Consider the following 12,180-nt stretch of genomic DNA (forward strand, 5'->3'; position numbering starts at 1 on the left):
TCAGATCGGTCGTAAGCTGGGCACGGGCTTCGCCGTCCGGGTATTTCTCGGTGTGGAGATTGATGTAGCTCTGTCCGGCCTGGACCTCCTTGACTTGCTCGGGCGTGAGCTGGAGCGTGCCGGTCATGCGGGTCGTGTATGGGCCGCTGATCGGGGCCAGAACGCCAGCGTCCTGACCGTCTGCGGCAGGACCATGCAGGTGAGCCGCCGTGACCGGACCCGACAGGCCGTTATCCTCAAAACGGTAAGTCAGGGTATTTTTCGTGGTGTCCAGCATTGCGGACGCCGAACCCTTGATGGGGGCCGTGGCGCCATGCTCGCCCTTGAACGGGCCGAAGAGATGCAGCGTTTCGGCTGAGGCGGGGAGGGCGGTGACGGAAAGGCCGAGGGCCAGCGTGGTCAGCAGAAGTCCAGTACGCATGGAAGTCCATCCTTGCAGAAGTTGGACCGGTAAAACGCGTGCTCAGGTTTCGAGTTCGGTGTTCCAGTACAGATAATCGCGCCAGCTTTCGTGAAGATAATTCGGCGGGAAGGTCCGGCCGTTTTCCTGCAGGAGGCGGCTGCTGGGACGGACGGGTTTACGGTGCGGATGCATGCCCAGTTCGCTCGGGAGTTTTGAGCCTTTCAGCAGGTTACAGGGGCTGCAGGCAGTTACGACATTCTCCCAGGTCGTACGGCCACCCCGCGCGCGGGGGATGACGTGATCGAAGGTCAGTTCATGGGTGGGCAATCGGTCATGGCAGTACTGACACGAGAAATTGTCCCGCAGAAAGACGTTAAAGCGCGTGAAGGCGGGCTTGCGGGCGGTGGGGATATAGTCCTTCAGGGCGATGACGCTGGGCAGGCGCATACTCTGGCTCGGGGAGTGGACGACGGCGTCTTCGTATTCCGAAAGGACTGAGACGCGGTCGAGGAAGACAGCCTTGACGGCTTCCTGCCAGGACCAGAGCGAGAGCGGGAAATAGGACAGCGGACGGAAATCCGCGTTCAGGACAAGAGCCGGAAAATGCTGACCGCTGACGGACACCACACGCATCCTTTCTGCAAGGACGACACATGCGGGGTTACGGCGCCGAATGAAAACGGGACAAACAGCGGGAAAACACGTGTCGTCGGCTTCTTTGAAGGAACTATTCCAGTAAACTGCGCGGACCGCAAGCAAACGCTGGTGACACATTCATGACGCTTCCCGCCACGACACGATTTGCGCCGAGTCCCACGGGATTTCTGCATCTGGGGCATGTGGTGTCGGGGCTCTATTCGCGGATCATGGCGGGTGAGAGCGGAAGGTTCCTGATCCGTATCGAGGACATTGATACGACGCGCTGTACGCCGGAACTGACGGCAGCGCTGCGGGAGGATCTGGACTGGCTTGGGCTGTCGTCAGACGAGCCGGTTCGGCAGCAGTCGAGACATTTGCTGCAGTATCAGGCCGTACTGGACATTCTGCGGGAGCGGAGGCTGCTCTACCCGTGTTTCTGCACGCGGCGGGAGATCGCCGACGCCGCGACACAGACCGCGCCGGATGGGAGTGTCGTGTATCCGGGGACCTGTCGGCATGGCGCGAGTCATGCAGATCGTGAACCGGTCTGGCGGCTGGATATGGGGCGGGCGCTTGACGTGTTGCAGCAGGTGCCGGGCTGGCAGGAGCTTGGGCGCGGGCGGATCGCGGGGCAGGCCGATGCGTTCGGCGATATTGTTCTGGCGCGGCGGGATACGGGCGTGTCGTATCATCTGTGCGTCACGCATGACGATGCGCTGCAAGGTGTGACGACTGTAACGCGCGGACGGGATCTCTATGAGGCAACGTCAGTTCAGCGTGTGTTGCAGGAGCTGATGGGCTGGCCTGAGCCGGTGTACGCCCATCATGCGCTCATCATGGGTGCGGACGGGCAGAAATTGTCCAAACGGGACGGCGCGGAAGGCGTGCGGGCTCTGCGGCAGGAAGGGTGGACGGCCCGACTGGTTCTGGACCATCCACTGGTGCGGCAGGCTCTGGCGGCGAGCTTTATTCCGGCGGATAGACGCCCGGATAGGTGATGTCCTGCGACGGGCCGGGGGCGTGGGGGGCGCCTTTCTTGCCGCAGGCGGTCAGGCTGAGAGCCATGACCGTCATGCTGACGAGCAGCAGTGTTTTCATGCGGATTCTCCAAGTTTTGCGAGCCATGCCTGAGCCTGATGCTTTACATTGGCCGGTGCGGTACCGCCTTCGCTCGTGCGGGACGCCAGAGACGCCTCAACGGTCAGGACATCGAAAACGCCCGCGTTGATCTGGGGCTCGACGGACTGCATTTCGCCCAGCGACAGATCGGCCAGATCGCAGCCTTTCTGTTCTGCCATGCCGACCAGACGGCCGGTGACGTGATGGGCCGTGCGAAAGGGAACGCGCAGTTCGCGGACCAGCCAGTCGGCGAGGTCGGTCGCGGTGGAGAAGCCCATGCCCGCGACTTCGCGCATCCGGGGGGCATTAGCCTTCAGGTCCCGGATCATGCCGTCCATGGCAGCCAGCGAGAGCGTCATGGCCTCGGTGGCGTCGAAGACGGGCTCCTTGTCTTCCTGCGTATCCTTGGCATAGGCGAGGGGCAGTCCCTTCATGACCGTCAGCAGGCCCACGAAATCGCCCATGATGCGGCCGATTTTGGCGCGCACCAGTTCGGCGGCGTCCGGGTTGCGCTTCTGCGGCATGATGGACGAGCCGGTCGTGAAGGCATCCGACAGCGCGATGAAGCCGAAGGGGGCGGAGGCCCACATTACGATTTCCTCGGCCAGACGCGACAGGTGCATGGCCTGAAGTGACAGGGCGGAGAGGAATTCGAGCGCGAAATCACGGTCCGAGACGGCATCGAGCGAATTGGCGGTCGGGCGGTCGAAATCCAGCGCTGCGGCCGTCATGCGGCGGTCGATCGGGAAGGATGTGCCGGCAAGGGCGGCCGAACCGAGCGGACATTCGTTCAGACGGGCGCGGGCGTCACGCAGGCGGCCACGATCACGAGACAACATCTCGACATAGGCCAGAAGATGGTGTCCGAACGTGACCGGCTGGGCCACCTGAAGATGGGTGAAGCCCGGCATGGGCGTTGCGGCATGTTCCAGCGCACGGGTGGCGAGGGAGCGCATCAGGGCGGCGGTCTGCTCCTGAAGGCCGTCGATGGCGTCACGCACCCAGAGGCGGAAATCGGTGGCGACCTGATCGTTGCGCGAACGCGCCGTGTGCAGGCGCTTGCCGGCCTCGCCGATCCGTTCGGACAGGCGGGCCTCGATGTTCATGTGAATGTCTTCGAGGGCCGGGGAGAACTCGAAGCGGCTTTCGCCGATTTCCTGTGCGATATCGCCCAGCCCCTGACGGATTTCGGCCAGTTCGGTTTCGGTCAGCAGGCCGACTTTCTGGAGCATCGCGGCATGGGCGAGGGAGCCGCGGATGTCCTGTCGCCACAGGATCTTGTCAAATCCGATGGAGGCGTTGATCTCGCCCATGATGGCGGCCGGGCCCGAGGCAAAGCGGCCACCCCATTGCGGATTGGCGGCTGTGCCTTCAAAGGATGTAGCGGCATCTGATTGTGTGTCGACAGGAGCGTTTTTCATGGGAACCGTAAACAGATGATTCGGAAGCAGATCGACCGGCGAACCCTTCTTGGAGGAGCCGCCAGCCTAGCTGCGGCGGCTTCCCTCTGCAATTGCGGGCTCGGGAATTCTGCCCGCGCGGCGGATGGTGCGCAGCCGATGCTGCCGTCGCTCAAGCCCGGCGCGCCCAGGCTGGAGCCCGTGAACTTCCAGCTTGTGGGACCCGGGGGGACGGCATTTTCCCTGTCCACGATGAGGGGGCGGCCTTTTGTGCTGCATCTGTGGGCGACCTGGTGCCCGCCCTGCAGACTGGAGCTGCCGGCGCTCAATACCTTCATCGAGAAAACAGGCTCGACCGTGCCCGTGATCCCCGTGGCCGTCGCCAGCCCGATGCCGAAAGTCATGGTTTTTCTGGCGCAGGGCAATCTGCCGCATATCGCGCCCTGGACGCTGGGCCAGCATGAGTTTTCCCAATGGTTCACATCCGGTGCGCCAAGCCTGCCCATGACCTGCGTGATTGATGCGCAGGGGCGGCTGCGGGCCAGTGTCGAAGGGGAAATGGCCTGGGCCGCGCCGGAGAGCCAGGCGTCTCTGGAAAAGATCCTGTCGGATCTTCAGCCCGCCAAACCGGCATGAGTTCAGGTCTGCTCAGTCGGCGGAACGTTGTTTTCGGGACAGCGGGCCTCGCCGTTGCGGTGAGTTATGGGGCCTCGAAGCTGGCGGGGACAGTCGTGCGACCGGGGATGCCGATCGACCGTCTGACGCCGGGAAAAGCGGTTTCGGGGCCTGTCGGGTTCGGGCTCGCCGGCCCGGGAGGCGTGCGTTATGCGCTGGCCTCGCGTCGGGGGGCGCCTTTCCTGCTGCATGTCTGGGCGACGTGGTGTCCGCCCTGCCGCCATGAACTGCCGGGGCTGGCGGCTTTCATGAAGACATGGGGGCCGGACTGTCCGGTTGTCCCAGTGGCGGTTTCAAGTGGATCGCCGGAAGAGATCCACGCGTTTCTGGAGCGCGATGATGTGGCCGGCCTGCCCGTCTGGGCGGTGGCCGGGGAAGATCTGAAGGCATGGTGCGGAAACAGGGCGCTTGCCATCCCCGTAACATTTCTGATTGATGGTGCCGGGTGCATTCGCGCGACGGCGGCGGGATCGCTGGACTGGGCGACTCCCGGAGCGCCTGCCGCGATGCGTCGGGTGCTTGCCGCCACGACCGCCTGAACTGCGACGGGATGGATTTGCATGTAATGAAAGAACGGATTTCCAACATGACTCTCCCCCTGACACGTCGTCATCTTCTGGGAGGAGCCGGTGCCCTTCTGGTTTCGGGGCGGGCCATTGCGGCAACGGCTGCAAAGGAAGAGGCTGGCAAGGGACTGCCTTTCGAGCCGAACTCCTTTGGAAGGCTCGCAACGCCGAAAGTTCTGCCGCCGCTGAGCGTGCAGAACGAGCAGGGGCAGGACGTGTCGCTGTCGCACTGGTACGGCAATCCGTTCATCCTGCATTTCTGGGCGACCTGGTGCCCGCCCTGCATCCGGGAACTGCCCTTGGTGAATGCGACGGCCAAGGCTCTGGGCGCGGATGGACCGCAGATCGTGGCCGTGGCTGTGCGTGGCAGTACGATTCCGAAAGTCCGGGCGTTCTATGAAGCGCATGGGATCGACGCCCTGCCGCTGCTGGTTGATCCGGTGTCGGGTGTGATGATGGAGACGGCGGATCAGGCGGCTCTGGTCCAGTCCATCCGGCAGGTACGTCCCGATGATCTGAAGAGCCTGAAACCGGATGTCATGTCCCTGCATGGCGTGCCGCGTTCGCTGATCCTGAACGGCAAAGGCGAGGTCGTCGCGGAGGCCATCGGGAACATGGACTGGTCTGCGGACGCCGTGAGGCATACTGTACGGGCCTTGGCTGGATAGTAAGAGTGTGAAGTCCTGATGTCTGCTCCCCTTCTTGGCGCCAGTGATCCGGCGCCTTTCCTTCTTTTTCCTGAAAAGACGCCGTCGCCGTTCGTGTTCGTCAGCGACCACGCGGGGCGGGCGGTTCCGGATGCGCTGGGGGATATGGGGGTGCAGACCGAGGACTGGCAGCGGCACATCGCCTGGGATATCGGCATCGTGGGTGTAGGGCGCATCCTGCACGAACTGCTGGGGTCCGCGCTGATCGAGCAGGTTTATTCCCGTCTCGTGATCGACTGCAACCGCGCGCCGGGCCATCCGACGTCCATGCCGCTTGTGAGCGACGGGACGCCGGTTCCGGCCAATCAGGCGGCGCGGGAAACGTGCCGGGCGAAGAGGGAGCGGGAAATCCTGCATCCGTATCATGATACGATTGCCGAGGTTCTGGCTGAGCGCGGGCCGCGCCCGACGGCGCTGATCGCGCTGCACAGTTTTACGCCGCAGATGAACGGCAGGGAGCGGCCCTGGCAGATCGGCATCCTTCACAATCAGGACAGCCGCATGGCCTCGATTGCGCTGGAGCTGCTGCGTGAGGATGCGACGTTGTGTGTGGGCGACAATGAACCTTATGTTCTGACCGATACGTCCGACTATACGGTGCCACGGCATGCGGAAGCGGCTGGTCTGCCTTATCTTGAAATCGAGATCCGGCAGGATCTGATCGTCGAAAAAGCCGGACAGCGGGACTGGGCCCGGCGTCTGGCGGTACTTCTGCCGAAGGTCTGGGAGAAGTTGGTAGCGGGGCCGGGCGCATGATTGACGGTCACACGAAACTTGCAGGCGTCATGGGATGGCCGGTGGAGCATTCGCGCTCCCCGCTGATGCACAACCATTGGTGCCGGGTGAATGGCGTGAACGGCGCTTATGTGCCGCTGCCGACGCGCCCGGAGGGCTTCGATCAGGCACTGCGTGGACTGGCGGCGGCCGGGTTCCAGGGTGTGAATGTCACCATTCCGCACAAGGAAGCCGCGATGCTGGCCTGTGATGATCTGACCCCGACGGCAAAGCGGGCAGGAGCGGTGAACACGATCTGTTTCGTGGCGGGGCGCATGATTGGTGACTGCACGGATGGGACGGGTTTTTGCGATAATCTGGCGGCGCATGATGTGGTGATTGCCGGTCGTGCCATGGTTCTGGGCGCGGGAGGTGCGGCACGGGCCGTTGCTGCGGCGCTTCTGGACCGGGGCTGCGAGGTCGTGATCGCCAACCGGACGCTGGAGCGCGCCGAGGCACTGGTCGAGGCACTTGGCGGCGGCGAGGCCGTGGCCTGGTATGAATGGCCGTCTCTGCTGTCGGGCTGTTCGCTTCTGGTGAATGCCACGTCGATGGGCATGGGTGGTAAGGCCGGTCTGGACTGGGACGCGGCGCTTCGAGAGGCCGCGCCGGGGCTATGTGTGACGGATATCGTCTATACGCCGCGCGAGACGCCTCTGCTTCTGGCCGCTCAGGCGCGCGGGCTGCGGACGGTGGATGGTCTGGGGATGCTGGTTCATCAGGCGCGGGCGGGGTTCCAGGCATGGTTCGGCGTTGACCCGCAGGCCGACCGGACGACATTCGATCTGCTGGCGGCGAGCCTGTGCGCTGACGCGTGAAGATTATTGGTCTGACCGGGGGGATGGCGGCCGGGAAAAGTACGGTCGCCACGCTTTTTCGCAGGGAAGGCGTGCCGGTTTTCGATGCGGATGCGTGTGTCCGGGCACTTCAGGGCGAACGGGGGAAAGCCCTGCCGCTGATCGGGCAGACATTTCCCGGAACGGTCGTTGATGGTCGTCTGGATCGTGCGGCGCTTCGTGAGACCGTGCGGGGACAGCCCGAGGCGCTGAAGCGTCTGGAAGCCATCATGCACCCGCTGGTCCGGGCCGAGCGTGAGCGGTTTCTGAAGCAGTGCCGGGTGCGGCATGAACCGTTCTGCGTGCTGGATATTCCGCTGCTGATGGAAATTGGCGAGGACCGCCGCTGCCATGTGGTGGTGGTGGCTGAAGCTCCGATGGCCATACGTCTGTCCCGTATCCGGCAGCGTGGTCGCAGTGGGGGGCGTATGAGCATGGCGGATGCCAAAGGATTGCTGGCGCGCCAGATGAGCGAGCATGAGCGCAGACGCCGGGCCGACATCGTGATACGAACCGGCCTGTCGCGTGGGCAGGCCGTCAGGCAGGTCCATGCCCTGTTGCACCGGCTTCGTGAGGCGTCATGAAACGATCCATCCTGTTCGATACGGAAACCACGGGTTTTGACCCGGATATGGGCGACCGCATCATCGAGATCGCGGCCCTCGAACTGATCGATGATCTGCCGACGGGTGAGGCCTATCACGTCCTGATCCATCCCGAGCGCGATATTCCGCCCGAGGCGACCAAGGTGCACGGGTTCCGGATCGAGGATCTGGAAGGAAAGCCGATATTTTCCGAGGTGGCGGACGGGTTTCTGGAGTTCATCGGGGACAGTCCGATGATCGCGCATAATGCCAGGTTCGATTTCAAGTTCGTCAATGCGGAACTGGTCGCCTGCGGTCGCGAGCCGCTTGATTACGCCAGCCGGGCCATCGATACGGTGGAAATGGCACGGAAGAAATATCCGGGCCTTCCTGCCAGTCTCGATGCGCTGTGCCGGCGTTTCGGTATCGATCTGTCGCAGCGTGGGACCCATAACGCGCTGCTGGACTGCAAGCTTCTGGCCGAAGTCTATGTTGAACTGATGGGTGGCCGTCAGCGCGGACTGGGTCTGGCGGGGCCTTCCCGCAGTCGCGGCATGACGGACGGGATCAATGCGCTTGCCAGCCGCAAGCCGCGAAAAATGGCGCCTCCGACTGCGGAAGAGCTTCAGGCGCATGAGGCGTTCGTCAGCACCATCAAGGATGCGGTCTGGCTTCGCGAATGATGCGGATCCTGTTCATCACGTCCAACCGTCTGGGCGATGCGGTTATTTCCACGGGGGTGCTGGAGGCGTTGCAGAAGCGTTATCCGGCAGCGATGTTCACGGTGGTCTGTGGGCCTGTAGCGGCGGGGCTTTTCGAGGCCGATCCGCGTTGCGAGCGCATCATCACCATGGAAAAGCGCCGGCATGACCGGCACTGGATCGATCTGTGGCGCGCCTGCTGCCGGACGCGCTGGTTCATGGTCGTGGATCTGCGTGGCTCGCTGATCGGACTGATATTGCGAGCGCGACGGCGGATCATCGTGCGCGGCGGGCGGCGTCCGGGTCGGCGGGTTGAGCAGCTTGGAGAGGCCCTCGGATATCGCAGGACGCCCATGCCGCGTGTCTGGATTTCGGAAAAGCAGCGTGCGGAGGCTGTTGCGGCCTTGCCCGAAGGGCGGTGGCTGGCGCTGGGACCGACGGCGAACTGGGATGGCAAAATCTGGCCGCCCGAGCGGTTTGTGGAACTGGCGCAGGCATTGAAGGCGGAAAATCTGCGTCCCGTCGTCTTCTATGGCCCCGGAGAGGGGGAGCGCGCGCGGGCGGAACCGGTGTTGAAGGCGCTGCCGGACGCTCTGGACCTTGGCGGAGACAAATCGCTGGGCGAGGTCGCCGCGCTGCTTCAGCGTTGCGCTCTGTTTGTGGGAAATGATTCCGGATTGATGCATCTGGCGGCCGCCGCGGGGACGCCGACGCTGGGTCTGTTCGGGCCGTCGCGGGCCTCGGAATATGCGCCGGCCGGGCGGCTTGCACGGTTCGTGGAGGCAGCGGGACCGGAGGGTCATGCGCCCATCGAAGGGTTGGGTGTCGCGGCTGTGCTGAAAGCCGTGAAGGAAATCCTGCGTGAAAAAGACATGTGTGTTCCGGACAGGCGTTCGGACTGACTTGATGCCCTGTCGGTCATGGCCGATAGAAGAGAGATGAAGTCTGCATCGTCCAATGGATACCGGGGTCGTGTGGCCCATGTGATGGCTGGGGCTCCCAGGGGCGGCGCGGAGCTGTTCTTCGAGCGTCTGACAATGGCCCAGACGCGGGACGGGCGACCCGTTCAGGCACTGATCCGTCAGGATGAAGGCCGGGTTGCACGGCTTGAGGAAGCGGGCGTCGAGACCCAGTCTTTCCGGTTCGGCGGGCTGCTGGATCTGCGGACCACACCGGGACTGCGGCGCAGTCTCAAAGCGTTCAGGCCGGATGTTGTCGTCGCGTGGATGAGCCGGGCGGCGCGGCTGGTGCCGTCAGGGCCGTGGCAGATCGCCGGGCGTCTGGGCGGGTATTACGATCTGTCGAATTATCGCCGCTGCGACCATCTGATCGGCAATACGCGCGGTCTGGCGGAGTGGATGCGGGCGCAGGGCTGGGCGGCCGATCATGTGCATCATCTGCCCAATTTCGCGACGGATTTTTCAACCCTGACGCCACAGCGGCCCGCGTTTCTGCCTCCGGACGTGCCGTTTGCCCTTGCTCTGGGGCGCCTGCATGAAAACAAGGCCTTCGATGTGCTGATCCGGGCGATGAAGCATCTGCCGGGCGTGCATCTGGTGATTGCAGGCGAGGGGCTGGAGCGTTCCGCGCTTGAGGCGCTGGCGAAGGCGGAAAATGTTGCAGACCGGGTGCATCTTCCCGGCTGGATCGCGCAGAGCGGCCCCTGGCTCCGGGCATGCGATGTTCTGGTGTGTCCGTCGCGGATCGAGCCGCTGGGCAATGTCGTGATCGAGGCGCTGTCAGCCGGGGTGCCGGTTGTGGCGAGCAATATTCAGGGACCGCAGGAAATCCTCGAAGGGACGCAGGACGGTCTGCTGGCCGAGGTCGAGAATGAGCGCGATCTTGCCGCGCAGATCGGCAGCGTGCTGGATGATGCGTCTGTTGCGCAGACTCTTTCCGTAAACGGGCGGGCGCGGTTCGAGCGGGAGTTTGCCCAGGACGTTGTCATGGCGCGATGGTCGGCTTTTCTGGACGGAGTGCGGGCCTGATGTGTGGAATTGCGGGTCTTTCCTGCCTGCCGGGGCATCATCCGGATCAGGACGCGCTGGAGCGCATGTCGCAGGCCATTTTCCACCGTGGGCCGGATGGGGAAGGGCGGCTGGATCTGGGTAGTGCGGCGTTGCGTCACCGTCGGCTGTCCATCGTTGATATCGCCGGGGGGGCGCAGCCGTTCAGGCTTGGCGCGGCAGCCCTGATCGCGAACGGGGAAATCTACAACGATCCGGCCATTCGCGGGCGCTTTCCCAAAACCTGTTTTCAGACCCATAGCGACTGCGAACCGCCTTTGCATCTGTGGCTGCATGACGGTGCGGGATACACGCACGAATTGCGGGGTATGTACGCCATTGCGATCGTCGAGAACGAGCATGGACGGCATGAGATGGTGCTGTCGCGTGATCCGTTCGGCATCAAGCCGCTCTATATCGCAGCGTATGAGGGCGGCATCGCGTTTGCGTCCGAGCCGCAGGCGTTGCTGGCGGGGGGCTTTGGCAAGCGCAGCGTTCGGGATAGTGCCCGCAATGAACTGATGCAGCTTCAGTTTACGACAGGGCAGGACATCATTTTTGCTGGCATCCGCCGACTTCTGCCCGGTGAGACGCTCCGGATCGTTGACGGACGAATCGTGGAATCGCGTCGGCGGCATGTTCTGCATGAAGCGCGGGATACGGTTCCGGCCCGTCTGAGCGATGAGCAGGCGCTGGCACGATTGGATACGGCACTGCTCGACAGCGTGTCGGCGCATCTGCGGGCGGATGTGCCGCTCGGGCTGTTTCTGTCCGGCGGGATCGACAGTTCGGTCATTCTGGCGGCGGCGCATCGTCTGGGACTGCCGCATCCGCGCACCTGGACGGCGCGCTTTGATGCCGGAGCTGCGGACGAATCCGCTGATGCCGCGGCATTGGCGGCGTCTGTCGGGGCCGAGCATCATGTGCTGACCGTGACGGAAGACATGGTCTGGCGCGATCTGCCGGCCATCGTAGCGTGCATGGATGATCCCGCCGCCGATTATGCCGTCATCCCGACATGGTTCCTGGCGCGTGAGGCCCGGAAGGACGTTACCGTTATGCTTAGTGGTGAGGGCGGGGACGAACTTTTTGCCGGTTATGGTCGCTATCGGCGCGTGATGAAGCCCTGGTGGAAGGGCGGTCGTGCGCCATATCGGTCCGGGACGTTCGGCAAGCATTTTGCGGAGCAGGGGCGGCAGTGGCGGCGCGGGATTGCCATGACGGAACTGGCTCTCGGGGTTTCGGGGCTGGAAGGCGCTCAGGCGCTGGATATTGCGGAATGGCTGCCCAACGATCTGCTGCTCAAGCTGGACCGGTGCCTGATGGCACATTCGGTCGAGGGACGTACGCCGCTGCTGGACCCGGTTGTGGCCAAAGCAATCTGGCCGCTTCCCGAACACTTCAAGGTGCGGGATGCTTACGGCAAATGGCTGCTGCGCTGCTGGCTTCAGGATGCGCTACCGCAGGCGCGTCCATTTGCGCCGAAACAGGGATTTACCGTACCGGTTGGGTCATGGATCGAGAAGCAGGCGCACCGTCTCGGGCCTCTGGTCGCGCGCCAGTCCTGCATCCGGGCCATGATGCCGGGACCGGATGTCGAGCGTCTTTTTGCCCGGGCCAGCCAGCGCGGCATGGCGCGGCAGGCATGGACGCTCCTGTTTTTCGCGCTGTGGCACCGTCATCATATCGAAGGGGTTCCCGTGGACGGGGATACGTTCGAAACTCTCTCGCGCGCTTCATGAGTGTCTTACTGATTTGCAAGGACGGAAC

At 63.7% G+C, this 12,180-nt stretch carries 15 protein-coding genes; 11 read left to right on the forward strand and 4 right to left on the reverse strand.

What is annotated here, in order from left to right; all coding sequences use genetic code 11:
* Both GFJ39_RS03080 and GFJ39_RS03085 read right to left on the reverse strand, forming a co-directional pair.
* Window positions 1-421 (reverse strand): CHRD domain-containing protein (locus GFJ39_RS03080; protein ID WP_153429718.1); only part of this gene is annotated, 421 nt, incomplete at its 3' end.
* Window positions 422-463: 42 nt separating this feature from the next.
* A complete protein-coding gene (locus GFJ39_RS03085) occupies window positions 464-1,036 on the reverse strand; it encodes an HNH endonuclease (RefSeq protein ID WP_153429720.1) in 573 nt (190 codons plus the stop codon).
* A 143-nt stretch (window positions 1,037-1,179) separates the two neighbouring features.
* Between GFJ39_RS03085 and gluQRS the strand changes: the two genes are divergently transcribed.
* The gene (gene gluQRS, locus GFJ39_RS03090) at window positions 1,180-2,040 is read left to right on the forward strand and encodes a tRNA glutamyl-Q(34) synthetase GluQRS (protein ID WP_153429722.1); all 861 of its coding nucleotides are present in this window, start codon (window positions 1,180-1,182) and stop codon (window positions 2,038-2,040) included.
* Here gluQRS and GFJ39_RS14425 read toward each other — a convergent pair.
* Both GFJ39_RS14425 and argH read right to left on the reverse strand, forming a co-directional pair.
* Entirely contained in the window at window positions 2,009-2,140 is a 132-nt protein-coding gene (locus GFJ39_RS14425; protein WP_267902328.1) for a hypothetical protein, read from the reverse strand. The genes gluQRS and GFJ39_RS14425 overlap by 32 nt on opposite strands.
* Window positions 2,137-3,582, reverse strand: a complete 1,446-nt coding sequence (argH, locus tag GFJ39_RS03095) for an argininosuccinate lyase (RefSeq protein WP_153429724.1) — start codon at window positions 3,580-3,582, stop codon at window positions 2,137-2,139. The genes GFJ39_RS14425 and argH overlap by 4 nt, the downstream gene beginning before the upstream one ends.
* Window positions 3,583-3,597: 15 nt before the next feature.
* Between argH and GFJ39_RS03100 the strand changes: the two genes are divergently transcribed.
* From GFJ39_RS03100 to asnB, 10 genes are all read left to right on the forward strand, one after another.
* On the forward strand, window positions 3,598-4,197 hold the full coding sequence (locus GFJ39_RS03100) for a TlpA disulfide reductase family protein (RefSeq protein WP_153429726.1): 600 nt from the start codon (window positions 3,598-3,600) through the stop codon (window positions 4,195-4,197).
* On the forward strand, window positions 4,194-4,775 hold the full coding sequence (locus tag GFJ39_RS03105; RefSeq protein ID WP_153429728.1) for a TlpA family protein disulfide reductase: 582 nt from the start codon (window positions 4,194-4,196) through the stop codon (window positions 4,773-4,775). Before GFJ39_RS03100 ends, GFJ39_RS03105 begins: the two co-directional genes overlap by 4 nt.
* A gap of 47 nt (window positions 4,776-4,822) precedes the next feature.
* Window positions 4,823-5,470: a TlpA disulfide reductase family protein gene (locus GFJ39_RS03110; protein ID WP_153429730.1), complete on the forward strand. Its 648-nt coding sequence runs from the start codon at window positions 4,823-4,825 to the stop codon at window positions 5,468-5,470.
* Between the two features lie 18 nt (window positions 5,471-5,488).
* Window positions 5,489-6,265, forward strand: coding sequence for an N-formylglutamate amidohydrolase (locus GFJ39_RS03115; protein WP_153429732.1), 777 nt, complete (start codon window positions 5,489-5,491; stop codon window positions 6,263-6,265).
* Complete coding sequence (locus GFJ39_RS03120) at window positions 6,262-7,101, forward strand: shikimate dehydrogenase (protein ID WP_153429734.1); 840 nt, start codon at window positions 6,262-6,264, stop codon at window positions 7,099-7,101. Before GFJ39_RS03115 ends, GFJ39_RS03120 begins: the two co-directional genes overlap by 4 nt.
* Entirely contained in the window at window positions 7,098-7,703 is a 606-nt protein-coding gene (gene coaE, locus GFJ39_RS03125; RefSeq protein WP_325062806.1) for a dephospho-CoA kinase, read from the forward strand. Before GFJ39_RS03120 ends, coaE begins: the two co-directional genes overlap by 4 nt.
* On the forward strand, window positions 7,700-8,386 hold the full coding sequence (gene dnaQ / locus GFJ39_RS03130; RefSeq protein WP_153429736.1) for a DNA polymerase III subunit epsilon: 687 nt from the start codon (window positions 7,700-7,702) through the stop codon (window positions 8,384-8,386). The genes coaE and dnaQ overlap by 4 nt, the downstream gene beginning before the upstream one ends.
* Window positions 8,386-9,306 (forward strand): glycosyltransferase family 9 protein, encoded by a 921-nt coding sequence (locus tag GFJ39_RS03135; RefSeq protein WP_153429919.1) that lies wholly within the window; start codon window positions 8,386-8,388, stop codon window positions 9,304-9,306. Before dnaQ ends, GFJ39_RS03135 begins: the two co-directional genes overlap by 1 nt.
* Window positions 9,307-9,390: 84 nt before the next feature.
* Window positions 9,391-10,392 carry a glycosyltransferase gene (locus GFJ39_RS03140; protein WP_228391763.1) on the forward strand — a complete coding sequence of 334 codons (1,002 nt, stop codon included), beginning with the start codon at window positions 9,391-9,393 and terminating at the stop codon, window positions 10,390-10,392.
* Window positions 10,392-12,152 carry an asparagine synthase (glutamine-hydrolyzing) gene (gene asnB / locus GFJ39_RS03145; RefSeq protein ID WP_153429921.1) on the forward strand — a complete coding sequence of 587 codons (1,761 nt, stop codon included), beginning with the start codon at window positions 10,392-10,394 and terminating at the stop codon, window positions 12,150-12,152. The genes GFJ39_RS03140 and asnB overlap by 1 nt, the downstream gene beginning before the upstream one ends.
* Window positions 12,153-12,180 lie beyond the last annotated feature (28 nt).

It is taken from the genome of Gluconobacter aidae (genome assembly GCF_009547075.1).
Lineage (GTDB): Bacteria > Pseudomonadota > Alphaproteobacteria > Acetobacterales > Acetobacteraceae > Gluconobacter > Gluconobacter aidae.

What these genes read in the sequence shown, in the direction of transcription:
- GFJ39_RS03085 (WP_153429720.1), bottom strand. Translation starts at nt 1,036, where the DNA reads ATGCGTGTGGTGTCCGTCAGCGGTCAGCATTTTCCGGCTCTTGTCCTG.
- gluQRS (WP_153429722.1), top strand. Translation starts at nt 1,180, where the DNA reads ATGACGCTTCCCGCCACGACACGATTTGCGCCGAGTCCCACGGGATTT.
- GFJ39_RS14425 (WP_267902328.1), bottom strand. Translation starts at nt 2,140, where the DNA reads ATGAAAACACTGCTGCTCGTCAGCATGACGGTCATGGCTCTCAGCCTG.
- argH (WP_153429724.1), bottom strand. Translation starts at nt 3,582, where the DNA reads ATGAAAAACGCTCCTGTCGACACACAATCAGATGCCGCTACATCCTTT.
- GFJ39_RS03100 (WP_153429726.1), top strand. Translation starts at nt 3,598, where the DNA reads ATGATTCGGAAGCAGATCGACCGGCGAACCCTTCTTGGAGGAGCCGCC.
- GFJ39_RS03105 (WP_153429728.1), top strand. Translation starts at nt 4,194, where the DNA reads ATGAGTTCAGGTCTGCTCAGTCGGCGGAACGTTGTTTTCGGGACAGCG.
- GFJ39_RS03110 (WP_153429730.1), top strand. Translation starts at nt 4,823, where the DNA reads ATGACTCTCCCCCTGACACGTCGTCATCTTCTGGGAGGAGCCGGTGCC.
- GFJ39_RS03115 (WP_153429732.1), top strand. Translation starts at nt 5,489, where the DNA reads ATGTCTGCTCCCCTTCTTGGCGCCAGTGATCCGGCGCCTTTCCTTCTT.
- GFJ39_RS03120 (WP_153429734.1), top strand. Translation starts at nt 6,262, where the DNA reads ATGATTGACGGTCACACGAAACTTGCAGGCGTCATGGGATGGCCGGTG.
- dnaQ (WP_153429736.1), top strand. Translation starts at nt 7,700, where the DNA reads ATGAAACGATCCATCCTGTTCGATACGGAAACCACGGGTTTTGACCCG.
- GFJ39_RS03135 (WP_153429919.1), top strand. Translation starts at nt 8,386, where the DNA reads ATGCGGATCCTGTTCATCACGTCCAACCGTCTGGGCGATGCGGTTATT.
- GFJ39_RS03140 (WP_228391763.1), top strand. Translation starts at nt 9,391, where the DNA reads ATGGCTGGGGCTCCCAGGGGCGGCGCGGAGCTGTTCTTCGAGCGTCTG.
- asnB (WP_153429921.1), top strand. Translation starts at nt 10,392, where the DNA reads ATGTGTGGAATTGCGGGTCTTTCCTGCCTGCCGGGGCATCATCCGGAT.